The 22,293-nt window shown below is 71.8% G+C and carries 18 protein-coding genes; 13 read left to right on the forward strand and 5 right to left on the reverse strand.

The features are described 5' to 3' along the window. Together ABD999_RS22425 and ABD999_RS22430 are read right to left on the reverse strand one after the other, a co-directional pair. Positions 1-5,610, reverse strand: a 5,610-nt coding sequence (locus tag ABD999_RS22425; protein ID WP_345482864.1) for an RHS repeat domain-containing protein, incomplete at its 3' end; no start/stop codon positions are given. A gap of 43 nt (positions 5,611-5,653) precedes the next feature. Beyond that, on the reverse strand, positions 5,654-8,902 hold the full coding sequence (locus ABD999_RS22430) for a LamG-like jellyroll fold domain-containing protein (RefSeq protein WP_271277041.1): 3,249 nt from the start codon (positions 8,900-8,902) through the stop codon (positions 5,654-5,656). A gap of 396 nt (positions 8,903-9,298) precedes the next feature. On the opposite strand from ABD999_RS22430, the gene ABD999_RS22435 reads away from it, so the two are divergent. Further along, positions 9,299-10,183 (forward strand): M23 family metallopeptidase, encoded by an 885-nt coding sequence (locus tag ABD999_RS22435; protein WP_271277040.1) that lies wholly within the window; start codon positions 9,299-9,301, stop codon positions 10,181-10,183. Between the two features lie 104 nt (positions 10,184-10,287). Beyond that, positions 10,288-11,247, forward strand: a complete 960-nt coding sequence (locus tag ABD999_RS22440) for an endonuclease/exonuclease/phosphatase family protein (RefSeq protein ID WP_271277039.1) — start codon at positions 10,288-10,290, stop codon at positions 11,245-11,247. Here the strand turns inward: ABD999_RS22440 and ABD999_RS22445 are convergent, their stop codons facing one another. After that, positions 11,248-11,898 (reverse strand): response regulator, encoded by a 651-nt coding sequence (locus ABD999_RS22445; RefSeq protein WP_271277038.1) that lies wholly within the window; start codon positions 11,896-11,898, stop codon positions 11,248-11,250. Further along, positions 11,895-13,001: a sensor histidine kinase gene (locus ABD999_RS22450; protein ID WP_271277037.1), complete on the reverse strand. Its 1,107-nt coding sequence runs from the start codon at positions 12,999-13,001 to the stop codon at positions 11,895-11,897. The genes ABD999_RS22445 and ABD999_RS22450 overlap by 4 nt, the downstream gene beginning before the upstream one ends. A 111-nt stretch (positions 13,002-13,112) precedes the next feature. Between ABD999_RS22450 and ABD999_RS22455 the strand changes: the two genes are divergently transcribed. The 7 genes from ABD999_RS22455 (at position 13,113) to ABD999_RS22485 (ending at position 18,644) form a co-directional block, all read left to right on the forward strand. After that, positions 13,113-14,048, forward strand: a complete 936-nt coding sequence (locus tag ABD999_RS22455; protein ID WP_271277036.1) for an ABC transporter ATP-binding protein — start codon at positions 13,113-13,115, stop codon at positions 14,046-14,048. Then, positions 14,045-14,809 (forward strand): ABC transporter permease, encoded by a 765-nt coding sequence (locus ABD999_RS22460; RefSeq protein WP_271277035.1) that lies wholly within the window; start codon positions 14,045-14,047, stop codon positions 14,807-14,809. The genes ABD999_RS22455 and ABD999_RS22460 overlap by 4 nt, the downstream gene beginning before the upstream one ends. Positions 14,810-14,898: 89 nt before the next feature. After that, on the forward strand, positions 14,899-15,417 hold the full coding sequence (locus tag ABD999_RS22465) for a toxin-antitoxin system HicB family antitoxin (protein WP_219546837.1): 519 nt from the start codon (positions 14,899-14,901) through the stop codon (positions 15,415-15,417). Further along, the gene (locus tag ABD999_RS22470; RefSeq protein WP_271277034.1) at positions 15,417-16,346 is read left to right on the forward strand and encodes a DUF4097 family beta strand repeat-containing protein; all 930 of its coding nucleotides are present in this window, start codon (positions 15,417-15,419) and stop codon (positions 16,344-16,346) included. Before ABD999_RS22465 ends, ABD999_RS22470 begins: the two co-directional genes overlap by 1 nt. 17 nt (positions 16,347-16,363) lie before the next feature. Further along, a complete protein-coding gene (locus ABD999_RS22475; protein WP_148035855.1) occupies positions 16,364-17,329 on the forward strand; it encodes an ATP-binding cassette domain-containing protein in 966 nt (321 codons plus the stop codon). Continuing rightward, positions 17,326-18,129, forward strand: coding sequence for an ABC transporter permease (locus ABD999_RS22480; protein ID WP_271277033.1), 804 nt, complete (start codon positions 17,326-17,328; stop codon positions 18,127-18,129). The genes ABD999_RS22475 and ABD999_RS22480 overlap by 4 nt, the downstream gene beginning before the upstream one ends. Next, a complete protein-coding gene (locus tag ABD999_RS22485; RefSeq protein WP_271277032.1) occupies positions 18,126-18,644 on the forward strand; it encodes a DUF1707 SHOCT-like domain-containing protein in 519 nt (172 codons plus the stop codon). The genes ABD999_RS22480 and ABD999_RS22485 overlap by 4 nt, the downstream gene beginning before the upstream one ends. Here the strand turns inward: ABD999_RS22485 and ABD999_RS22490 are convergent. Further along, the gene (locus ABD999_RS22490; RefSeq protein ID WP_271277031.1) at positions 18,631-19,122 is read right to left on the reverse strand and encodes a VHL beta domain-containing protein; all 492 of its coding nucleotides are present in this window, start codon (positions 19,120-19,122) and stop codon (positions 18,631-18,633) included. The genes ABD999_RS22485 and ABD999_RS22490 overlap by 14 nt on opposite strands. A 303-nt stretch (positions 19,123-19,425) precedes the next feature. Between ABD999_RS22490 and ABD999_RS22495 the strand changes: the two genes are divergently transcribed. Genes ABD999_RS22495 through ABD999_RS22510 form a run of 4 tightly spaced genes read left to right on the forward strand, consistent with a single transcriptional unit; the run spans position 19,426 to position 22,287 of the window. Continuing rightward, positions 19,426-20,094 carry a DNA alkylation repair protein gene (locus tag ABD999_RS22495; protein WP_271277030.1) on the forward strand — a complete coding sequence of 223 codons (669 nt, stop codon included), beginning with the start codon at positions 19,426-19,428 and terminating at the stop codon, positions 20,092-20,094. Between the two features lie 43 nt (positions 20,095-20,137). Then, positions 20,138-20,461 carry a PadR family transcriptional regulator gene (locus ABD999_RS22500; RefSeq protein WP_148035860.1) on the forward strand — a complete coding sequence of 108 codons (324 nt, stop codon included), beginning with the start codon at positions 20,138-20,140 and terminating at the stop codon, positions 20,459-20,461. Then, positions 20,458-21,381, forward strand: a complete 924-nt coding sequence (locus tag ABD999_RS22505) for a hypothetical protein (RefSeq protein ID WP_148035861.1) — start codon at positions 20,458-20,460, stop codon at positions 21,379-21,381. Before ABD999_RS22500 ends, ABD999_RS22505 begins: the two co-directional genes overlap by 4 nt. A gap of 33 nt (positions 21,382-21,414) precedes the next feature. After that, complete coding sequence (locus ABD999_RS22510) at positions 21,415-22,287, forward strand: hypothetical protein (RefSeq protein WP_271277028.1); 873 nt, start codon at positions 21,415-21,417, stop codon at positions 22,285-22,287. The last annotated feature ends 6 nt before the right edge of the window (positions 22,288-22,293 follow it).

A 22,293-nucleotide genomic window follows, 5' to 3' on the forward strand; every position in this document is an offset into this window, starting at 1 on the left:
GGCGAGCGCGGCGCGCCGGGCTGCGGCAGCGGCTGCCCTGCGGGCCGCGGCGATCGCCGCCCGCCCGGCCGCGGCCTGGAGGGCGATGCGCAGCGCGATGCCGGCGGCGACCCCGCCGAGCTGCCCGTCGGGGTCGGTCACGGAGACGGGGCTGTTGCCGGCGTAGGCGTAGCCGTGCAGCTGCTGCGGATCTTGCTCGTCGATGACCGGGTCCACGGACAGGAACCGGCCGATCACCGGGTCGTACTCGCGGGCGCCCAGGTGCACGAGCTTGGTCGTCGGGTCCACGGTCCCGCCGACGAACCCCCGTTCGCCCGGCCACCAGGTGGGCGGGGTGCCCCGGTCGGCGCCGAAGGGGGTCTGACGGCGGATCGCCACCGCGCCGCTGTCGGCGTCGACGGCGGCGTTGGCGGTGCCGTGGTGGTCGCTGGCGAAGAAGTGGACCTTCCCCGCCGAGTTGCGTACCGCCACCGCCTCGCCGTTGACCGTGTAGTAGCGGGTGCCCTCCACGGTCTGCTTGGCCTGGTCGAGCCGCAGCTCCAGGTCGTCCACGTACAGGACGGTGTCGGTGGGGGTGCGGCGGATCAGCCGGTCGCCGTCGGCGTCGTAGACGAACGAGGTGGTCTTGCCGGCCTCGGTGACCGATTCGAGGTTGCCCTCGGCGTCCCAGGTGAGCTGCTGGGAGGAGCTGCCGGTCCGGCGCACGATCGTGTTGCCCGCCGCGTCGTACTCGTAGGAGGACGACTGCTCACCGGCCGGGCCGGTGGGCGTGACGGACGCGAGCGCGTGCGGCCGGGGCTGCCCGGCGGCCGGGTAGGCGTAGTCGCGGACGACCTGGGACCGGCCACCGAAGGCGTGGTGGGTCTCCTTCGTCCGGTTGCCGGTGGAGTCGTAGGCGTAGCTGGTGGCGTACGGCGCGACGCCGCCGATCAGGGTGGAGCGCGGCTCGGGGGCGGCGCAGGCGTCGGTGGCCGTCCACGCGGCGCTGAGCCGGCGCCGGTGGTCGTAGGTGAAGCACTGGGTGTCGGCGGACGCCCGGTCGGCGATGCGGGTGACGTTGCCCGTCGCGTCGTAGGTGTAGTTCAGGTCCAGGTCGGAGGCGGTGCCGATGTCCCTGTCGAGCTGGGAGCGGATGAGCCTGCGGGTGCCCTCCTCATGGGTGTAGGTGAGCCACGTCTTGCGGGCGCCGGTGCTGAGCTCGTACTGGAGCGTCTCGCCGAGCTTGCCGTAGCGGGCGTCGGTGACGTACGTGGACAGGCCCTCGACCTTGGTGGGCTGGCGCAGCGCGTCGTACCCGTAGGTGACGGTCTCCGCCGGGAGGCCGCCGGCCTCCGGGAACGTGATGGACTGCACCTGGTCGTCGGCGGTGTAGCGGGTGTTGAAGAGGTACGTGCCGGCCAGCGGGCCTTCGCGTGCCGGGATGGTGACGCTCTGGCGGAGGGTGCGGTACTCCCGGTCGATGGCCTCGATCTTGGCGGAGTAGGCCTGCCCTCCGGCGTACCTGACCGTCTCGGCCAGGTGGCCCTTGGCCAGCACGTCGTAGCGCCACTCGGCCAGCAGCGGCCCGGTGGCCGAGCCCTCCCGGGTCGAGGTCCTGCGCCCGAGCAGGTCGTAGGCGTGCACGAGGGTGCGGCCGCGGGCGTCGGTGCTGGACACCTCCTCGTCGAGGTCGTTGAAGACGCGGGTGGTGACGCCCTTGTCCGGGTCCTCGGTCTTGATCTCGCGGTCCCGCAGGTCGTAGTGGTGCCGCCACACGTTGCCCGCGGAGTCGGTCACGGTGGCGAGCCGGCCCGCCTTGTCGTAGGTGTACTTGGTGGCCTCGTACTCGCCGGTCGGGGTCGAGCCCTTGTACTGGCGCAGCTCCACGCCCCGGCCCTCGACGTCGGCGATGAGGGTGGCGGCGCTCTCGCCGGGCGGCGGGGTGACGTGCGCCCGGTCGGCGGCGCGCCGGACGGTGGACTTCCACTTCTCCTGGCCCTTGACGCGGAAGCTCTGCGAGACCATCTCGCCGGCCCCGTCGAAGGCGGTGACGACCTGCCCGGCGACGTCGTCGTCCGACACCGCGAACACGTTCGTCTCCGGGTCGCCGGTGGCGTAGTAGCCCTCGTTGGTCTTGGCCACCTCGCCGATGGAGTTGTGGAAGGTGTCGGTGATGACCCGGCCGCCGCCGGGCGCGGGCTCCTGGGTCTGGCGCGGGCGCATCAGCCCGTCGTAGAGCTCGTGGCTGGCGATGTACGTGCCGTCGGTCGCGAGCGTCCTGGTGGTGACGACGTTCGGGCCGTCGGTGCGGATCAGGTAGGAGTACTCGGTGTTGGGCGACTGGCCCGCCGCCTTGTTCCTGTCGTTCTGCCACACCTTGACCAGGCGGCCGAGCGGGTCGTGCTGCAGGTCGGCGCGGCGGCCGTTCTCGTCCTCCTCCGCGACCGGCTCGCCCCAGGCGGGCTCCACGTAGGTGACGTCCGAGTGGCCGAGCGGGTTGGCGGAGCGCACCTCGGTCGCCTGCGCGCCGGTCGCGGGCACGTACGTGGTCGTGGTGGAGCCGCCGGCCGCGTCGGTCTCCGACGTCTCGCGGCCGTAGGCGTCGTACGTGCGCGCCACGTCCAGCACGTACCGCGGCGTGCTCCCCTCGTACGAGGCCAGCTCCTCCTCGCGGGTCACGTCGCCGCGCAGCGGCGGCTGCCCGAACGCGCGCCCGTCGAAGTGGAACCGCTCGTCCGACAGCACGTCGGCGGGCCGCTGCGGCGTCGCCGAGCACGGCTTGGCGACGGTCTCGACGCGGCTGGTGAAGTCGAGCATCCACGCGGCCGGGTCGCGGGCGTGGGTGTAGCGGGTGCAGACGTCGTCAGCGGGGTCGGTGACGTCGCCGAGGTCGCTCACCTGGGTGAGGATGCCGTGCTCGTCGTACGTCCGCTCCTCGGCGGTGCGCTGCCAGGTGCCGTCCTCCTTCAGGTCGCGGGCGGTCATCTTCGCGGACTGCACGATGTGGGCCGTCTTGGTCACGCCCTCGAACGTGAACTCGGCCGTCTTGCGCCACCAGTGCTCCTCGGCGGTGGCCGACAGGACCTTCCCGCCGTCGCCGTCGTGCACGATCGTCTCCAGGTCGGCCCCGGAGAGCTGGTCGTGGTCCTCGCGCGCCTTGCCCTCGCTGTCGGTGACCCGGACGTCCTTGCGGCTCCCGTCGGCCAGCCGGTCGTCGTCCATGCCGCGGTAGTAGCGGTGCTCGGTCATCGTGCGCGGCCCGTCCTGGCCGTCGCCCTGACGCACCCGTACGCGGGAGAAACCGCGCCAGTCGGACCAGGTGCGCTCCTTGGGCTTGATCAGGATGTGCTCGGCGTACCGCCAGGCCGCCCCGTCGAGGTACTCGTAGTCGGTGACCAGCCAGGGGGAGCGGGCGGTACGGTCGATCTCCACGGTCTGCGCGACCACATGCTTGTGGAACCAGTCGAGCACCTCCATCTCGTCCTGCGGCGTCCAGCGTTGCGGGTAGCAGCGCTTGGTGTTGCGGTCGGCGGCGGGCAGGTTGCCCGGCGCGCACTCCTCGGGCGCGTAGTTCACCCGGGTCTCGGCGCCGGCCTCGGAGTTGATCGACTGGATGCGCCACTTGTACAGCGGGGCGCGTCCCTCGTCGGCGTCGACCCGGTTGCGGAGCTGCACCCCGGCGAAGGTCACCTTGGGCAGCGTGACGGTGCCGCCGACGTGGCCGGCGTGCTGGATCGAGGCCAGCCACAGCGCCGGGCTCAGGCCGTCGCCGGTGGCGGGGAAGGAGTGGGTGAGCGTCCAGGAGTCCACGTCCCGGTACGCGCTGCCGGAGCGGACCTGCGTCGTCACCTTCGCCAGCCGCTTGCGGGTCCAGAACGTGGGCGAGGTGCGGTCCTTGCAGCTCTCGCCGGCGTCGCAGTTGCGGTCGAACGGCACGTCGGGCCAGTGGCTCGCGGTGTCCTTGGTGAGCTGGGCCGGCTCGCAGGTGATCGAGCCGCTCGGCAGGCACCGCTCGGCCACGGTGAACACCGCCCGCGCCGCCGGGGCCCCGGAGAACAGCTCGGCCGAGCGGTAGCCGTAGTCGATGCGGGTCAGATACCCGCCGCGGACGTACGGGGTGCCCAGGTCGGGCTTCTCGTTGCGGCCGTAGTGGTTGCGCTCGGTCTCGTACCAGTACGTGAGCGCGTTGCCGTGCCGGTCGGCCGAGTAGTCCAGGTTCCAGCGCCAGGCCTGCTGGCACCAGGCGTTCGCGGGGGTGGAGTTGTGGCAGGGCTCGCCGGACTCGTTGCCGAACACCGGCACCGTCCAGGCCGACTTCGTCTCGGGCTTGCCGGTGGTCCAGCCGGGCAGCCGGTTGAGTCCGAAGTGGTACTGGGTGCCGTCGGTGGTGGTGAGCCGCCAGTACTCGCCGTCGTTGTCGCCGTTCGTCGCCCCGGTGAGCAGCTCGATCCGGGTGCCGTCGTCGCGCTTGGGCCGCCACTGCTTGGTGGTGGCGTCCTTGACCAGCTCCACGGCCGAGCCGTTGAGCATCAGCGTGGCGTTCTCGTGGTCCCAGCACAGGTCGCCGGTCTTCTTGCCGTCGGCGGTGCAGGACTTGTAGCGGCGCTCGATGTAGCCGCCGGAGGTCAGGTCGAAGCCCTCACCCGCCCAGGACACCTGGTTGTTGGTGGAGGAGGTGCGGCCGTCGACGCTCTGCGAGGAGTAGCCGAGGCTGATCACGGGCTCCTCGCCGCCGATGGACGGCGGCACCCGCATCGGGTGGTTCCAGCTGAAGTCGCCCGACTGGGGGCCGACGCTCCACTTCGCCGACGGGGCCAGCGACGTGGCCGAGTAGTCGCCCGAGGCGCCCGAGGCGGTGGCGGTCAGCGCGTACAGCTGGGCGCCTTCGACGTTCACCTCGGCCGTCAGCACGCCCGCCTTGACGTCGTTCTCGGCGGGCACCGGCTCCGGCTCGGGGCAGGCGGCGCCCGCGCAGTCCGGCAGCTTGACCAGCTTCAGCCGGTCGGCGTAGTCGCCGCCGAACGCGTGCCGGAAGCCCGAATAGTCCAGCTCGACCCGGGCCGGGCCGCCGCGCGTGGCGCCCTGTCCCCGGGACAGGCGCAGCGGCACGCCCTGGACGCCGGGGGTCTTGGCCCGGTCGAGCACCTCGACCCTGACCCGCTCGGGCGGCGCCTGGGCGCGCCCGCTCGCCGGGGCCTCTACCCGCACCGGCAGCGAACCGGCCTTCACCCAGGCCTTCTCACCCGCGCCCGGCTCAGCTGCGGCCTTGCCCTGCTCGGCCTTGCCCGGCTCGGCCTTGCCCCGCTCCGGCCGGCTCGCGGCCGGTGCGAACTCGGCGGTGCCCGGCTTCGGCCAGGCCACGGACGGGGCCGCCTTGAGCGCCTTCTCGGCCGTGACGTCCTCGGCCTTGGGCAGCACGGCGACCGGCCGGCCGGGCACCGGCTCCTCCTTCTGAACCTCCGGCCGTTCCCTGCGTTCGGCCTCGGCCGGCATGGCGTACACCAGCGGCACGACGACCACGATCGCCATGGCCGCGCAGGACCGGGCGAACCAGCGGAACTTACGCGGGAACCATTCGAAGATCAGGAAGGTCGAGCGCTCGTAGTCGGGGATCTCCTCGTGGTCGTACATCCTCACCGTCCAGGGGTCGGGCATGGGGGGTGCCGGCGGAGGGTCATTCGGCGGCGAGCCGGGCGACGTCGAGATCGCCCAGTGCGCCCTGGTAGGTGCGGACATCGTCGACGATGCCGGGCCAGTGCCCGGTGAACGCGCCGTCGTGCAGGGTCCGGCCGAGCTGGAGCGGCCCGGTGGCGTTCCAGGTGCTCGCGTGGCCGGTCTCGGTGGTGGCGACGAGCTGCCCGCCCACGTAGACGCGCAGCTTCTTGGCGAGCGCGTCGTACACGCCCGCCACGTGGGTCCATTCCATGACGTACGGGACGGCGTCCGATCGGGTGCGCGTCACCGGCGCCCCGTCCGCGTCGGCGCCGGCCATGCCGAAGGACCAGCGCGGCCCGTCGGCGGCGTAGCCGAGCGCGAAGCCGCGGGCCCGGGTCCCGCGCTGCGCCACCGCCGCGGCGTCGGCCGGCGGCAGCGTGTCGAGCTGGACCCACGCCGTGACGGTGAAGCTGTCGTCGGTGCGCACCGCCGCCCGCGACGCCTCGGCGTGCCCGGCGGCTCCGTCGAGCGCGAGCGCCCCGTCGAGCCAGCCGCTGGTCCAGGAGGCCCCCGGGCCGAGGGTGAGCGGGCCGGTCACGCCCGCCGCGTCGGCCGCGGCGGTGCCGGTCTCCTCGTCCAGCGTCCAGTGGCCGGTGAGCGTGGCCGCGTGGTTGACCAGCTTCACGATCTCGTCGGCGGCCAGGGCCCGGTCGTGCACCCTGACCTCGTCCACCTCGCCGGGCCACGGGTCGGTCTGCCTGCCCTGGTAGCGGGCCTGCCCGAACTGCACCGCCGTCGCCGGTCCGGCCCCGCCGTGGTACGTCACGGGCCCGGCGGCGAGCGTGCCGTTCACGTACAGGGTCATCTTGCGCGTGGCGGAGTCGTAGACGCCGGTGAGGTGGGTCCACTCGTTCGCGGCGGGCACCACCGCGGGGTTGCGCGCCCAGATGGTGTGCGAGGTGCCGCCCGGGTGGTTCATCATGAACGCCCACGACTTGACGCCGCCGCTGTAGCCGAGCCAGAAGCCGCTGTTGTCCTGCCCGCTCTGGCTGACGGCGGCCACGTTGCCCGCGGGCAGCGACGACAGCCGCACCCACGCCGAGACCGCGAGGTTCTGATCGGTCGGCACGACGCCGGCGGCCGTGGCGGCGTACTGGCCGGCGCCGGCGAACTTGAGCGCCTTGCCGGCCCGGCCGTCGGCCCAGGCGGCGCCGGTGACCGCCACCGGATGGGCGCCCGCCTCGTCCCCGGCGGTGACGCCGGAGCCCTCGTCGAGCCGCCAGTAGCCCGCGGGGCCGGTGCCGGCCCGCACGTTGAACACGTAGCTGCGGATCGGGCCCTGCTTGCCCGCGCCGTCCTTGCTGCGCACGGACAGCACGTTCGGGCCCTCCTCCAGCGGGGTGAGACTGATCGTCGCCGCGCCGCCGGTCGCGCTCACCTCGGTGACGGGGCTGGTGTTGAGCCCGTACAGGAACGCGGTCACGTCGGCCTCGCCGTTCGCGCCGAAGGTGAACTCCCCGGCCCGGCCGAGCCCTTCGCCCCAGGCGTTCTCCGGATACCGCGCCGAGGAGACCGTCGGCTCGCGGCCCGGCGCGGTGGTGTCCACGCCGATCTCGCAGTACGGGCTCCAGCCGCTGTTCGCCTGGCCGTCCTCGCCGCGCGCCCGCCACCGGATCACCGAGCCGTCCGTGTAGACGCCTGCGGGGACGGTCGCGGTGAACGCGTTGCCGGAGGAGGCCGCGGCGGTGAGGAACTCGCCGCGCTTCGTCCCGGCCGCGTCGTACCACTCGAAGCGGGCCTTCACCGAGTTGTCGCCGTCGCGCAGCTTCGCCCACAGCTTCGGCGTCGCCGTCCCGATCCTCGGCCGTGCCGTGCCGGAGACGCACGCGCCGCCCGGGTCGGACCAGACGTCGGCCGCGACGGGAGTGGTCGGGATGGTGTTGTACTCGACGACGAGCGTGGGGTTGTTGCGGAACTTCTTCCACGCGTACGTGTCGGTCTCACTGCTGGCGCGCAGGCCCAGCGTGATGTTCGGCCAGCTCTTGGCCGCCGCCTGCACCGCCGCCGCCGTGGCGTCGAACTCCACGCCGCCGGCCGGGCAGGCGGTGCCCCAGCCCTTGGCCACCGTCTGGGTGTTGAGCTTCTCGTACCAGGTCGGCTGGTTGTTCCAGGTGGTGGACTTGCTGATGGTGCCGGTCCGCCAGAGCTCGACGGGCTTCTTGGTGCACGACCACGACCACGTCTCGTACGTGCGCAGGGTGGCCTTGATGATCTGCTTGCCGTGGATGGCGCTGCCGGTGTTCATCTGGAAGAACGACCGGTTCGTGCCTCCGGTGTCGTTCTCGTGCCCGACGCGCGCCACGTCGCTGGAGTTGAGGTAGTTGGTGGTCGGATACCGCTTCCACACCGCGGTCCACGAGCCGCGCGGCGCGGACACCGACGGGTCCAGGTAGACGGGGTAGCGGGTGTCCGGGTCGGCGAGCATGGCCTTGTCGGGGGTGAGCGTCAGCGCGCGGTCGTCGACCCGCAGGCCCATCGCCTCGTGCCGGGTGCCCGGGTCCGGCCCCTCGCCAGGCCGCTTGGCCAGGGCCCTGACGGTGTCGGGCGAGTCCCACATCAGCGGCGTCGGCGCGGCGAACACCTCCGCGCCCGTCCGGTCCACCGCCTCCATCCCGCCGCCCCGGCCCCGCCGTACGGTGAGGCCCTCCGGCTGGAGGGCGAAGTCGAGCCGGTCGAGCCGGCCGCTCAGCGCGGCCTCCCTGGTCTTGACCACGAGGACGTGCGAGAAGCCGTCCACGTCGGCCGTCACCTGAAGGTCGACGCCGGGCAGCACCTCGGCGTAGGTCGCGGTGGCGCCGTCGAGCACGGGCTCGGGCAGCTTGCCCGCCCAGGTCATCGCGAGGGACTTGGCGCCCCTGGCGACCTTGGCCATCGGGGCGTCGCCGCCGCCGGAGAACCGCAGGTCCACCGCCGTCGCGACGGGGGCGACCGAACCGTCCGGCAGACGGCGCAGGGTGGTGTCGACCGGCGTCCACCGGCCGTCCTGACGTACCCGGACGGGGCGGGCGTTCTGCTCCAGGACGAGGCTGCCCTCGGGGGTGGCGTAGACGGTGCGGGTCTCGGTGCGCAGCGAGCCGACCTCGACGCGTTCGTTCTTCTGGCGGGCCACGTCGAGGGCGCCCAGCTCGGTGGCGGTGTCAGGCGGGGGCTCCCGGTGCGTGACCGGGGTGCCCGCCTGGACGGGGGTCGGTGCTGTCAGCCCTGCCAACAGAAAAGCAGCCGCTGCGGCGACTGCTGTGACGGGTCTGAGGCTCGGACGTAAACGGTGGCCTGGCGATGTTGCGGTGCTCCTGACCCGAGCCATCATGCCTCCGACGACGCTCTGTAAAGCCGGGGATTCAGCGCAAGTGTGTACGCGGCGGAGGGGGTGATCAAGAGGCTGATCGCGGTCTGTAAAGGTTTTCCATGAAACCCGGGTTTTTTGACAACTTTCGCCAAACCGGCCCTGACGCAGGAGATATGGCGGTCGGCAGGCCGCCTTACGCGTCACGGTCAACTTTCATGTCATCAGGGATTGATGAAGACAACTTTCAGGGATATCTTTCCGATCACGTTCCGTGGCCACAGCGAACCCCCCTCACCCCCCTTTTTCCGAGAGGTACGCATGCCCGCAACCGGCAAGCCGACCCGGCCGATGATCATCGCGTTCGTCGTCACCCTCGCCGCCACGCTGTTCCCCCAGGCCGCCTCGGCGTCCACCGCCCTGGCGTCCCACAAGAGCCCGTTCAACTGCGGAAAGACCTTCTACGCCAACAACTGGACCCCCAACCACAACCCGTCGGGCTCCATCGACTGGCAGAGCTACGGCGGCGACGCCACCAACGGCGAGACCGTCCGCGCCACCGCGGCCGGCACCGCGTACTTCTACAACGCCGGCAGCACCAGCTACGGCCAGTGGGTGGAGATCCGGCACAGCGACGGCACCAGGACCCGCTACGCCCACCTCGCCACCATGGTCCGCTCGGCGGGCGGCTCCATGAGCGTCGGCCAGGGCACCGCCATCGGCACCGTCGGCGCCACAGGCGGCACCGACGCCCCGCACCTGCACTACGAGCAGCGCACCTCCACCGGCGCCATGGACACCAGCCCGACCGTCGACGGCGTCACCGTCTCCCTGGGCCAGAAGAAGGCCATCACCAGCACCAACGCCTGCGGCGGCAGCAGCAACCCCTACACCCCGCAGGAAGCCTGCGGCAGCGGCTACGGCGTCATCGACTCCGCCGCGCTCACCGGCGGCCGCGTCTACCTGCTCTACAACTCCGGCAACGGCTACAACTGCGTCGTCACCCTGAAGACCACGAACGTCGGCACGGCCTCGCCGGTGTCAGCCTTCCTGGAACCGCAGGGCTCGACCCGCACGACCGACTCCGGCAGCTACGGCTACTACGCGGGCCCGGTCAAGCGGTCGGCTCCTGGCCAGTGCGTCAAGTGGGGCGGCTCGGTCGGCAGCAGCTCTTACACCAGCCCCTTCGAACACTGCGGCGCCTGACGCCGCTCCGCACTCGTCCGCCTGCGGACCACGGCCTCCGTCCGCAGGCGGCGATTCCCCCGAGATCCGGCCGGCAACCCGCGACGTCCCGTACGGTCGGCGGCATGAGCACGCAAGATCGGAAAGCCTGCGGCGGGATGTCGTGGACCCGCGGGCGGGACCTGGCGGCGGCCGCCGTGGTGGTGGCCGTGCTGACGGCGTTCCCCGGCGTGCTGCCGAACGCGGTGGGCCGGCTCGGCAGCCTGCTGGAGACCTTCCGGCCCTGGGCCGGCCTGGCCGTGCCGGTGCTGCTCGTCCTGGCGGTGCTGCGCCGCTCGGCCCTCGCGCTGGTGGCGCTGGTGCTTCCCTCGGCGGTGTGGGGCGGCCTCTTCGGCGCCCGGCTGTTACCCGCCGGCCAGGGAGCGGCGCACGACCTGACCGTGCTCCAGCACAACGTGAACGACGAGAACCCCGACCCGGAAGGCACCGCCCGCGCGCTCGCCGGGGCCGGGGCCGACCTGATCGCCCTGGAGGAGCTGACGCCCGAGGCCCGGCCGGTGTACGAGGCCGTCCTCGCGCCCGATCACCCGCACCACGTGGTCGTCGGCAGCGTCGGGCTCTGGTCCAGGCATCCCCTCGCGGACTCCGGGCCGGTGGACATCAGGCCGGCGGAGGTCGGAGGCGACTGGAGCCGAGGGCTGCGGGCGACCGTGCGGACACCGTACGGCGACCTGGCCGCGTACGTCGCCCATCTGCCGTCGGTCCGCATCCGGCTGCCCGACGGCTTCGGCTCGGCCTGGCGCGACGAGAGCGCCGGCGAACTGGGCGCCGCCCTCGCGGCGGAGAAGCTGGACCGGATCGTCCTGATGGGCGACCTCAACAGCACCCTCGACGACCGCGGCCTGGCCCCGGTCACCTCGCGGCTGACCCCGGCGGACGAGGGTTTCGGCTTCACCTGGCCCGCCGCCTTCCCTCTCGCCAGGATCGACCACGTCATGACCCGGGCGGCGACGCCGGTGACCACGTGGACCCTGCCCGCCACCGGCAGCGACCACCTGCCGGTCATGGCCCGTATCAAGCTCTGATCAGTCGAGGACGTGGGCGTGCAGGGCGCGCAGCACCGCGTTCGTGCGGTCTCGCGCGCCGAGCTTGAGCAGCACGGTCGAGACGTGGTTCTTGACCGTGCCCTCGGCCAGGAACAGCGCCCGCGCGATCTCGCGGTTGCTGTACCCCTCCGCGACCAGCCGCAGCACCTCCAGCTCGCGCTCGGTGAGCTGCTGGATCGCGGGCAGCCCCGCCTCGTCCGGCGGCGGGCGGCGGCCCACCGCCCGCATCAGCCGCTCGGTGATGGACGGCGAGATCAGCGTCCCCCCGCCGGCCAGGACGCGGATCGCCCGGGTCAGCCGCTCCAGCGTCACGTCCTTCAGCAGGTAGCCGCCCGCCCCCGCGCGCATCGCGTCCAGGACGAGGGTGTCGCTGTCGAACGTGGTCAGCACGAGCACCGGCGGCGCGTCGCCCGCGCGCTCGCGCAGCGCGTTCAGCGTCCAGATGCCGTCGTGGCGGGGCATGCGCAGATCGAGCAGGACGACGTCGGGGGCGTGCTCCTCGATCGCCGCCAGCGCGGACATGCCGTCGTCGGCCTCCCCCGTCACCTCGATGTCGTCGGTCAGGTCGAGCAGGCTGCGGATGCCCTGCCGCACCAGGGTCTGGTCGTCGACCACGATCACCCGGATCATCGCGCGGGCACCGTCGCCGTCACGCGGAACCCGTCGCTGCCGTCGAGCCTGACGTCGCCCCCGATGGCGTCGATGCGCTCGCGCAGCCCGCGCAGGCCGTTGCCGAGCCGCAGCTCGGGGCTGCCGCGCCCGTCGTCGACGGAGGTGAGCTTGACGGCCTGGCCGGGCGTGTTCTCGATGCTGATGCGCAGCGAGGTCGCGCCGGCGTGCCGGATGGTGTTGGTGACGATCTCCTGTACGGCGCGGATGAGCGTCAGCGTCACCTCCTCGGACAGGCTCACGTCGTCGATGCTGATGCCCACGTCGAGCCCCGGGATGTCGCGTACCAGGGCGTCGAGGGACTCGCGCAGGTCGGGCGCGTCGGCGCGGAGCTGCCCGACGGTCGTGCGCACGTCCCGCAGCAGGTTGCGCGCCACCCCGTCGGCGCGCTCGATGTGGGTGCGGGCGGCGGCGCCCTCGTGGTGCCTGGCGACCTCCAGCTCCAGGGTGAGCGCCGTGAGCTGGTGCCCCATGAGGTCGTGCAGCTCGCGGGCGATGCGCAGGCGCTCGTGCGCTCGCGCGGTGTCGGCCAGGATGACGCTCGCCGCCCGCAGCTCCACGTGCGCCTCGGCCAGCTCGCGGCGGAGCCGCTGCTCCCGGATGATCGCCACCGAGCTGAGCACCGCCGCCGTCTGGATCAGCAGGTACAGCAGCGCGCCGAGCCCGATCCCGGTGGGGTCGGCGCCGGCGAGGCCCGCGGTCACGGCGATGACGGCGGTGTTGAGCGCGATCACCACGGGGCCCGCCCACCGTGGCGCGACGTAGGCGCTCAAGGTCGCGGTGAAGACCAGCAGGATCGGCAGCCATCCGGCCCGGGGCGCCGTCAGGACCGTCAGCCAGCCCAGCACGACCGCCGCGGCGTAACAGACCCACGCCGCCTTCTTCCCGTCTTCCTCCCAGACCACGGCGCCCAGGCACGCGAGCATCAGGCCCGCGAACAACGCGCTCCAGACAGGTAGGGGCACCCACGTCTCGGTCACGCCGAGCAGCGTCGGAGCACCCACCCCGACGCACACCAGCAGCATCGCCAGACCGGCCCACACGTCCGGCTCGATTCGCCGCATAACGCCACTGTACGAGCGATCTGCCCGATCCTGGGGTGCCGAAAGTCATGGGTGCGCCTGCTGACCATCGGCACAGGCGCCCGGTGCCCGCCCCTTCCTAGCGTCGGAGGCATGCCATCAACGCCCGCCGTGGAGGCGGAACGACTGCACAAGCGCTACCGGGCCAAGGTCGCCGTCGAGGAGATCAGCCTGTCGGTCGGCGCCGGCGAGATCTTCGGCGTCCTGGGGCGCAACGGGGCCGGCAAGACGACCACCGTCGAGATGATCGCCGGTCTCCGGCGGCCCGACCGCGGCACCGTCCGCGTGCTCGGCCTGGACGTCCGGCGCGACCGGGCCCGGCTGCGCCAGGTCCTCGGCGTCCAGCTGCAGGACGCCACCCTGCACCACGCGCTGACCGTCACCGAGCTGGTCCGCCTGTACGCGACCTTTTACCCCGACCCGGTGCCGGCCGGGGAGCTGATCGAGTCGGTCAGCCTGACCGACTCCGCCCGCACCCGGTTCGACAACCTCTCCGGCGGCCAGCAGCAACGGCTGTCGATCGCGCTGGCCCTCATCGGACGCCCCCGGGTGGTGATCCTCGACGAGCTCACCACCGGGCTCGACCCCGAGGCGCGCCGTCACATGTGGGCGACCGTCGAAGGGCTGCGCGAGTCCGGCGTGACCGTCCTGCTCGTCAGCCACGCCATGGAGGAGGTCGAGCGGCTGTGCGACCGGGTCGCGCTGCTCGACGCGGGCCGGGTCGTCGCCCTCGACTCGCCCGCCGGGCTGGTCAGGCGGGCCGGGTTCGCCCAGCGGGTCACCTTCCGCGCGGCCTCCCCCGTACCGGAAGGGCTCCTGGAAGGGCTCGCCGAGGTCGAGCGCGTCCGGGCGGACGGCGACCGCGTCACGGTCGAGGGCAAGGGAGACCTGCTCCAGGCCGTCAGCGTCGCGCTCGTCAGGGCCGGCGTCGTGGCCACCGAGACCCGCAGCGTGCAGGCCAACCTGGACGACGCGTTCGTCGCGCTGACCGGGCACCGGCTGGACCCCGAGGAGGAGAGCACCCGATGACGGACATCCCCGTGTACCGGCCCGGCCCGCGGGCCTTCGGCCAGATGCTGATCTGCGAGCTCAAGATGGTCGCCCGCGACACCGCCGGGCTGATCGTGCCGATCGGCATGCCCGTGTTGATCCTGGTGATGAACGCCTCGTCCGCCGGCGAGCACGTCGTCGCGCACGGCCGCACGGCGCTCGACGTGTTCGTGCTGCCTCTGGTGTTCGCCATCGTCATGGCCACGACCGGCATCGTCAACATGCCGAGCTTCCTGGCCGCCTACCGGCACAGCGGCATCCTGCGCCGTCTCGGCGTGACCCCCGCCTCGCCCATGATGGTCCTGGTCGCCCAGGCGGTGGTGGGGATCGTGCAGATCGCCGTGGGCATCGCGGTCGCCTACGCCGTGGCCATGCTGGCGTTCGGGGCCAACACGCCGGTGAACATCGGCGCGGCGCTCGGCGTGCTGGCGCTGACGGTGGCCGCCATGTACGCCGTGGGCCTGATCGTCGCCGCCCTGTCGCCCACCCCGAACTCCGCCGTGGCGATCGGCCTGACCCTCTTCTTCCTCCTGGGGGCCACCGGCGGCATGTTCGGCGGGATGCAGAACCTGCCGGAGGCGGTCGCGACGATCGGGCAGTGGCTGCCGTTCGGCGCCGGCGTCCAGGCTTTGTCGTCCGCCTGGGTCGGCGCGCCCGTCGAGGCCGCCCACCTGGTCGCCCTGGCGGCGAACGTGGTGTTCGGCACGGTGATCGCGGCGGTGTTCTTCCGCTGGGACTAGCCACGACGGGTCGGCCCGACACCCCTATGACGCTATGAAGACGCCGCTATGGGATTGCAATGGCGTCAGAATAGCGTCATAGTGGCGTCATGGACCTCGCACCATATGTCGATCACCTCCGCCGCGAGCTGGCGATCGCCGCAGGGGCGGGCGGCGAGGAAGCCCGCGTGCTGGGCGAACGCCTCGCCGCCACGCTGGAGTCGGCCACCCGGCTCGCGCTGCTCGAGGCTCTCTCCGCCGCCGCCGACGAGATCACCCGCGACCTCGCGCCCGGCTCCGTCGAGGTGCGCCTGCGCGGCCGCGACCCCGGCTTCGTCGTGACGCCACCGCCGGGCGGCAGCTCGTACGAGGACGAGGGTGAGAGCGACCGGCCCGCCGCGCCACCGCCCGCCCCGCCACCGCCGGACGCCGACGAGGGCGGCACGGCCCGGATCTCGCTCCGGGTTCCCGAGCACCTCAAGCCGCGCATCGAGGAGGCGGCGGCCCGCGACGGCCTGTCGGTCAACGCCTGGCTGGTCCGCGCCGTGTCCGCCGCCCTCGACCCCGGCGAGACCGGACGCCGCGCCACCCGGCAGAGCGGCAACCGCTACAGCGGATGGGTGCGCTGATGACCACGCCGACCCATGACGAGGGGACCATGATGCCCGCTTTCCACACCCCCGAGCCGATCCTGGCCATCATCGACATGGCGACCGCCACCGTCCGGGTCAACGCCGGCGACCGCGACGACACGGTGGTGGAGATCCGCCCGGCCGACGAGTTCGACGACGCCGACGTGCGGGCCGCCGAGCGCGCCGAGGTCGAGTACGCCGGCGGCAGGCTCCTGGTCCGCGCCGACAAGGACACCTCCGACCGGGACCTGTCTCTCGGCAAGCTCGTGGAGTCGCCCGCCGACTGGGCGCGCTCGCTGCTGCTCGGCCAGGGCGGCTCGGTCCAGGTCACCATCGACCTGCCCGCGGGCTCCCGCCTCGACGTCAAGCGGGCGGCGGGCCTGCGCTGCCGCGGACCGCTCGGCGAGGTGGCGTTCACCACCTCCTACGGCGACATCCAGGTGGAAGCGGCCGGCCGGCTCCGCCTGAAGACCACGTACGGCGACATCTCGGTCACCCGCGCGGCCGGGCACGCCGAGATCACCACGGACCACGGCGACATCCGCGTCGGCGAGATCGACGGCACGGCGGTGATCAGGAACTCGCACGGCGAGATCCGCCTCCGGGAGGTCACCGGCGAGCTGCGGCTGAACACGGCCCACGGCGACGCCACCGTCGACCGCGTCCTGGCCGGCGTCGTCGCCAAGACGGCGTACGGCAGCGTCCGGATCGGCGAGGCGGTCCGCGGCTCGGTCGTCATGGAGACCACCGGCGGCGGGCTGGAGCTGGGCATCCGCGACGGCAGCGCCGCCTGGCTGGACGTGAGCTCGAAGTACGGATCCGTGGACGTCGGCCTGGACTCCGCCGACGGCCCCGGCCCGGCCGGCGACGTCGTCAAGGTGCGGGCCCACACCTCCTACGGCGACATCGTCATCCACCGTTCCTGACAAGTGAGGAGAAGCTCATGCCTGACGCGATCGTGGCCGAAGGTCTGGTCAAGAAGTACGGCGACGTCGTCGCCCTCGACGGGATGGACCTGACCGTCCCGGAAGGGACCGTGCTCGGGCTGCTCGGCCCGAACGGCGCCGGCAAGACCACCACGGTGCGGATCCTGACCACCTTGCTGACACCGGACGCCGGACACGCCACGGTGGCCGGGTTCGACGTCGTCCGCGACGCGCGCCGGTTACGCGCCCGGATCGGCGCCTCCGGCCAGTACGCCGCCGTCGACGACCATCTCACCGGCGCCGAGAACCTGGAGATGGTCGGCCGCCTCTACCACCTGGGCACCAGGCGCAGCCGGGAGCGCGCCCGCGAGCTGCTGGAGCGCTTCGACCTGACGGGCGCCGCCGACCGCCCGGTGCAGGGCTACTCGGGAGGCATGCGGCGCCGGCTCGACCTGGCCGGCGCGCTGGTCGCCGACCCGCCGGTGCTGTTCCTCGACGAGCCCACCACCGGCCTGGACCCGCGGGCCAGGGCGAGCCTGTGGGACGTCATCTCCGAGCTCGTCGCGGCGGGCACGACGGTGCTGCTCACCACCCAGTACATGGAGGAGGCCGACCGGCTCGCCGACCGCGTCGCGGTGGTCGACCACGGACGCGTCATCGCGCTCGGCACCGCCGACGAGCTCAAGAGCCACGTCGGCGGCGACCGGATCGAGCTGTCGGTGACGAGCGCCGCGGACCTGGCGTCCGCGACGCGCGTGCTGGCCCCGCTGTCCGCGGGCGCCCCGCAGAGCGACGCGACCGCCCTGCGGGTGACGATCCCGGTCGCGGGCGGCGCGTCCGCGCTCACCGAGGCGCTGGTCCGCCTGGCCGCCGAACGCATCACCGTACGCGACGCCGGGCTGCGCCGGCCGACCCTGGACGACGTGTTCCTGACCCTCACGGGACGCGAGGCCGACGAGAAGACCAAGGAGACCGCACGATGAACACCCTGCATCTCGCCGTCGCCGACGGCGTGACGATCGCCAGGCGCAACGCCCTGAAGATCCGGCGGGCGCCCGACCTGCTGGGCGGCGTCGTCATGCTCCCGATCGTGCTCGTGCTGCTGTTCACGTACGTCTTCGGCAGCATGATCAGCCTGCCGGGCGTGTCGTACGTGGAGTACCTGCTGCCCGGGATCTTCGTCATGACGATCGTCTCCAGCGGGCAGATCACCGGCTACACGCTGACCCAGGACCTGCAGAGAGGCATCTTCGACCGGTTCCGGACGCTGCCGATGTCGCCCTCGGCCGTGCTGACCGGCCAGACCGTCGCCGACGTCATCATGAACGTCACCAGCATCGTGACGATGGCGCTCGTGGGGCTGCTCGTCGGGTGGCGCGTGCACACCTCGCCGTGGGAGGCGGCCCTGGGGTTCCTCATGCTGCTGCTGTTCGCGTACGCCTTCTCCTGGGTGACGGCGACGGTCGCGCTGGCCCTGCGCACGCCCGAGGTCTTCAACAACGTGGCCACGATCATGTCGTTCCCGCTGGTCTTCCTGTCGAACGCGTTCGTCGACAGCGCGCGCCTGCCCGGCCCGCTGAAGCCGATCGCCGAATGGAACCCGGTCTCCACCCTGATCCAGGCCTCACGCGAGCTGTTCGGCAACACCAGCCCCGCCATGCCCGTCCCCGACGCCTGGCCGCTGCGGCACGCGGTGCCGGTGTCGTTCCTCTGGTCGGTGCTGCTCCTGGCCGTGTTCGCGCCGCTCGCCACGCGGCTGTACAAGAAGGCCGTCAGCCGATGACCCCCGACGACCGCGAGATGGCGGTGGAGCTGGTCCAGCAGGCGTACGCGGACGGCCGGCTCCAGCCCGCCGAGCTGGAACAGCGCCTCGAACTCGCCCTGACCGCCACCTCCGCGAAGGACCTGGAGCCGATCCTCGCCGACCTGCCGGACGACGTGGTCGTGCTCGAGACCACCGGCGGAAGCATCAGGCGAGCGGGCGACTGGCAGGTCCCGCGCCGCCTGCGCGTCAGCTCCGAGTACGGCAGGGTACGGCTCGACCTGTCGCAGGCCGTCATCCGGCATCCGCACATCGACATCGAGCTCCGGCTCCCGTTCGGCAGCGCCACGATCATCCTGCCCGCCGGGGCGAGCGCGAACGCCGACGGGGTGCGCACCGGATGGGGCTCCGTGGTGTGGAAGGCCCCCGCCTCCCGGCTCGCCGGCGGGCCGCACGTCCGGATCACCGGCGAGCTGACCTACGGCCGCCTCACCGTCCGCACCGCCCACTCCGGCTCCTTCGTCAGGAGACGGTGATGGTGGAGCCGTTGGCGGCCAGGCCGAAGATCTGGATGCAGTTGGCGCCATGGTCGGCGATCAGCCAGGCGTGGTTGCCGAACGAGTCGATCCGGTAGTTGTGACCGGGCTCCAGCGTCGTGTATTGCTGCCGGTTTCCCGCGCTGTCCAGCCAATGGATCTGTATGGAGTACGGGCTCTCGTTGATCACCATCAGCTGTGAGGGCCATCCGTTCACCGAGTGGAGCCGGCCTTCCACGGAACAGGCGTAGGCGCTGGCACCGGCATGGGTGAACGAATATCGGTACGAATCAGGATCGGGTGTTTCCGTTTCCTCCACGACGGGCTCTTCGGTCTCCTCCTCGACCGGCTCTTCGGTCGGCTCCTCGGATGGCTCCTGGCTGGGCTCTTCTGAGGAGTCGGCCGGAGAGGGTGAGCTGGTCGGACTGGGTGTTGGATCGGTCCACGATGTCTCCTGCCATAACGGCACTACCGCCACGACAAGGGATAGGATGCCGACAATTCCTGCTATTACCGTCCAAAAAGCTACAGATCGCGGCCCCAGCCATCCGCGGGAATTCGAAGAGGAATTCGCCATGTCACCCTCCTGAACACTGACCGCGCCGATATCAGATATCTACAACAGACACATCCCGCAAAGAAGACGCGGAGCACCGGCTTCTGGCTGGCAGGACCGACCCACTTTCAAGCGTGCGCCGAGGCCCGACTCAATCAGCCTTGACTTATATAAGCGCCAGATGAGACTGTGGCCCCGTCGTACGCAACCGGACAGGAGGCCGAGGTGGCCGAGACGACGGCGGCCGAGGTGATGGCCGAGCTGGCCGAGCTGGAGGACCCGAAGACCCGCGCGGTCAACGAGAAGCACGGTGACGATCACGGGGTGAACCTCGGCAAGCTGCGCGCGCTCGCGAAGCGGCTGAAGACGCAGCAGGAGCTCTCGGTCCGGCTCTGGGAGACGGGTGACACCGCGGCGAGGCTGGTGGCGATCCTGATCTGCCGCCCGAAGGCGTTCGGGCGGGACGAGCTGGACGCCATGCTGCGCGAGGCGCGCACGCCCAAGGTCCACGACTGGCTCGTGAACTACGTGGTCAAGAAGAACCCGCACGCCGAGGAGCTGCGCCTGATCTGGTCCGCCGACCCGGACCCCGTGGTCGCGAGCGCCGGCTGGGCGCTGACCACCGAACGCGTGACGAAGAAGCCCGAGATCCTCGACCTCGCGGGGCTGCTCGACGTCATCGAGGCGGAGATGAAGGACGCCCCGGACCGCCTGCAGTGGGCGATGAACAACTGTCTGGCCCAGATCGGCATCGACCACGCCGAGCACCGCGCCCGGGCCGTCGACATCGGCGAGCGGCTGCAGGTGCTCAAGGACTACCCGACTCCCCCGGGCTGCACGTCCCCCTTCGCGCCCATCTGGATCGACGAGATCGTGCGCCGCCAGAGGGGATGAGCGGCGTTGCAGATGCTCCGTTGAACGGAATAATGTCGGCCTCATGCCAAGAGGAACCTCCGAAGTCAGCGAGCCGATGTTCTTCGTGCTCGCCGCTCTGCGCGCGGGGCCGCTGCACGGGCACGCGATCAGCAAGTCCATCAAGGAGCTGTCCGGAGGCCGGGTCCAGCCGTCGGTCGGCACGCTGTACGGCATCCTCGAACGCCTGAACGATCGCGGCGTGATCACGGTGGACCGCGAAGAGCTGATCAACGGCCGCAACCGCCGCTATTTCCGCATCACCGACGAAGGCCGGGCTCTGGTGGAGGCCGAAGCGAGGCGGATGCAGGCGGCCGCCTCGCTCGTCCTGCGCCCGGCCGGTCCATGACGATCGTCAAGCCTGCCTCCGCCGTCGAACCACCCGCCCCGTCCGTCCTGGAACGGCGCTACCGCAAGCTGCTGCTCGCCTACCCGAGGCACTACCGCACCGCTTACGGCGACGAACTGCTCGACGTCCTGCTCGCCGACGCGGCGGGACGGACCGTCCCGCCGCCGAAGGAGGTGTGGGGCCTGCTTCTGGGCGGCGTGCGCAGCCGCATCCTGCATCAGGCGACGGGCAACGCCTGGGCGGACGGCCTCCACCTGGCCGTCACCGCCGTGACGGCGGCGAACCTGGCCGCGCTTCTGCCCTACGCCGGCACGCTGCCGTTGTGGACGCTGCTGTCGGCGCTCGCGCTGCTGGCCGTCCAGCGCGGACGGCTGCGTACGGCGTTCGCGCTCACGCTGGTCACCGGGGTGAAGGCGGCGGCGATCGCGGCCGGGCGGCCGGCGTTCGACCTGACCGTGCTCCCGGTCTATCCGAACCCGCTCGGCGACCGGCCGCTGTTCGGTGACAGCAGTCCGCTCGTCGCGGCGGCCGGTTACGCGGTCGCGCTGATCGGACTGCTCGTGCTCATCTCCCGGAGCCGGGCGCCGCGGGTCAGGTCATGGTGGTGGTGGGCGGCGATCGTGCCCGCCGCCTGGGCCGGTCCGGCCTGGATGGCGGAGGAGGCGGGTCACCCCCTGAGTCTGAGCAGGATGGCCGCGGAGGTGACGGCGTTCGGCCTGGCGGCGGTGTGCGGATATCTGGCACGCGACCACCGGTGGGCGTTCGCCGCGAGCGTCTACCTGCTCGCGACCTCGGGCGGGATGATCCTGCACGCGCCGGAGCTGACGAAACAGCACCTGGCCTACGAGGGCGTGCTGGTCCTGCTGGCCCTGGCCGCGGCGTTCGCGCCCTTCAGGCATCGGCGCCACTGCCTCGATTGACCATACTTCGTTGAACGTAGTATGGTCCCGCGCATGCCAAACAGATTCCTCCTGGGTCTGGCCGCGCTCTGTCTCGCCGGGACGGCGGCGTGCGCCTCCGCGGCCGAGACCCGATCCGCGCCCCAGCCGGCCGAGGACAGCAAGGCCGACCAGGCTCAGCTCACGCAGTCGGCCATCGCCGACTGCATGAAGCAGGAAGGCTTCAAGTACGTCGCCTGGACCCCCGATCCGAAGACCGGCGACGAACAGGACAAGGCCGCCTCGGGCGACTACGAGGCGATGCGGGCGATCGCCAGGAAGCGCGGGTTCGGCATCTTCACCACCATCGCCGACCCGAGCCTCAAGGAAGTCGTCTGGAGCGAGTCGGACAGCCCCAACTTCACCATCAAGAACGAGCTCTCCCCCGCCCAGCTTGCGGCCTACGACAAGGCGCTCGAATCCTGCCGGGCCCAGGCGGTCAAGAAGGTCACCGGCCGGGTCGTCCGTTCCGCGGAGGACCTGGCCGAGCAGCGCAACCAGATGATCGACCAGACGCTCGACCGCGAGCTCAACGGCGACCCCGAGCTGATCGAGCTGGCCGCGGCCATGGGCGACTGCCTCAAGGGCAAGGGCTACCGCATCGACTCCGTCAGGCCGGCGGACATCGGCAGGCAGGTCCCGAACACGTTCGAGGAGCAGCTCAAGCGGATCGCCCTGAACGACGACATCCCCGAGGAAGGCATCGGCGAAGGGCGCTACATCGTTCCGCGCCTCGCCCCCGCCACGGCCCGGCAGTGGGCCGACAAGGAGATCAAGGCGGCCCTGGACGACGTGGAGTGCGGCAAGGACTTCTACGCCGCGTACGAGCCGAGGAACCGGGAGATCAGCGACAGGGTGACGCGGATGTTCGGGGGCGTGACACCGTGACGACGT

The organism is Nonomuraea ferruginea (genome assembly GCF_039540635.1).
In the GTDB taxonomy this organism is placed as follows: Bacteria; Actinomycetota; Actinomycetes; order Streptosporangiales; family Streptosporangiaceae; genus Nonomuraea; species Nonomuraea ferruginea.

What these genes read in the sequence shown, in the direction of transcription:
- ABD999_RS22435 (WP_271277040.1), top strand. Translation starts at nt 9,299, where the DNA reads ATGCCCGCAACCGGCAAGCCGACCCGGCCGATGATCATCGCGTTCGTC.
- ABD999_RS22440 (WP_271277039.1), top strand. Translation starts at nt 10,288, where the DNA reads ATGAGCACGCAAGATCGGAAAGCCTGCGGCGGGATGTCGTGGACCCGC.
- ABD999_RS22445 (WP_271277038.1), bottom strand. Translation starts at nt 11,898, where the DNA reads ATGATCCGGGTGATCGTGGTCGACGACCAGACCCTGGTGCGGCAGGGC.
- ABD999_RS22450 (WP_271277037.1), bottom strand. Translation starts at nt 13,001, where the DNA reads ATGCGGCGAATCGAGCCGGACGTGTGGGCCGGTCTGGCGATGCTGCTG.
- ABD999_RS22455 (WP_271277036.1), top strand. Translation starts at nt 13,113, where the DNA reads ATGCCATCAACGCCCGCCGTGGAGGCGGAACGACTGCACAAGCGCTAC.
- ABD999_RS22460 (WP_271277035.1), top strand. Translation starts at nt 14,045, where the DNA reads ATGACGGACATCCCCGTGTACCGGCCCGGCCCGCGGGCCTTCGGCCAG.
- ABD999_RS22465 (WP_219546837.1), top strand. Translation starts at nt 14,899, where the DNA reads ATGGACCTCGCACCATATGTCGATCACCTCCGCCGCGAGCTGGCGATC.
- ABD999_RS22470 (WP_271277034.1), top strand. Translation starts at nt 15,417, where the DNA reads ATGACCACGCCGACCCATGACGAGGGGACCATGATGCCCGCTTTCCAC.
- ABD999_RS22475 (WP_148035855.1), top strand. Translation starts at nt 16,364, where the DNA reads ATGCCTGACGCGATCGTGGCCGAAGGTCTGGTCAAGAAGTACGGCGAC.
- ABD999_RS22480 (WP_271277033.1), top strand. Translation starts at nt 17,326, where the DNA reads ATGAACACCCTGCATCTCGCCGTCGCCGACGGCGTGACGATCGCCAGG.
- ABD999_RS22485 (WP_271277032.1), top strand. Translation starts at nt 18,126, where the DNA reads ATGACCCCCGACGACCGCGAGATGGCGGTGGAGCTGGTCCAGCAGGCG.
- ABD999_RS22500 (WP_148035860.1), top strand. Translation starts at nt 20,138, where the DNA reads ATGCCAAGAGGAACCTCCGAAGTCAGCGAGCCGATGTTCTTCGTGCTC.
- ABD999_RS22505 (WP_148035861.1), top strand. Translation starts at nt 20,458, where the DNA reads ATGACGATCGTCAAGCCTGCCTCCGCCGTCGAACCACCCGCCCCGTCC.
- ABD999_RS22510 (WP_271277028.1), top strand. Translation starts at nt 21,415, where the DNA reads ATGCCAAACAGATTCCTCCTGGGTCTGGCCGCGCTCTGTCTCGCCGGG.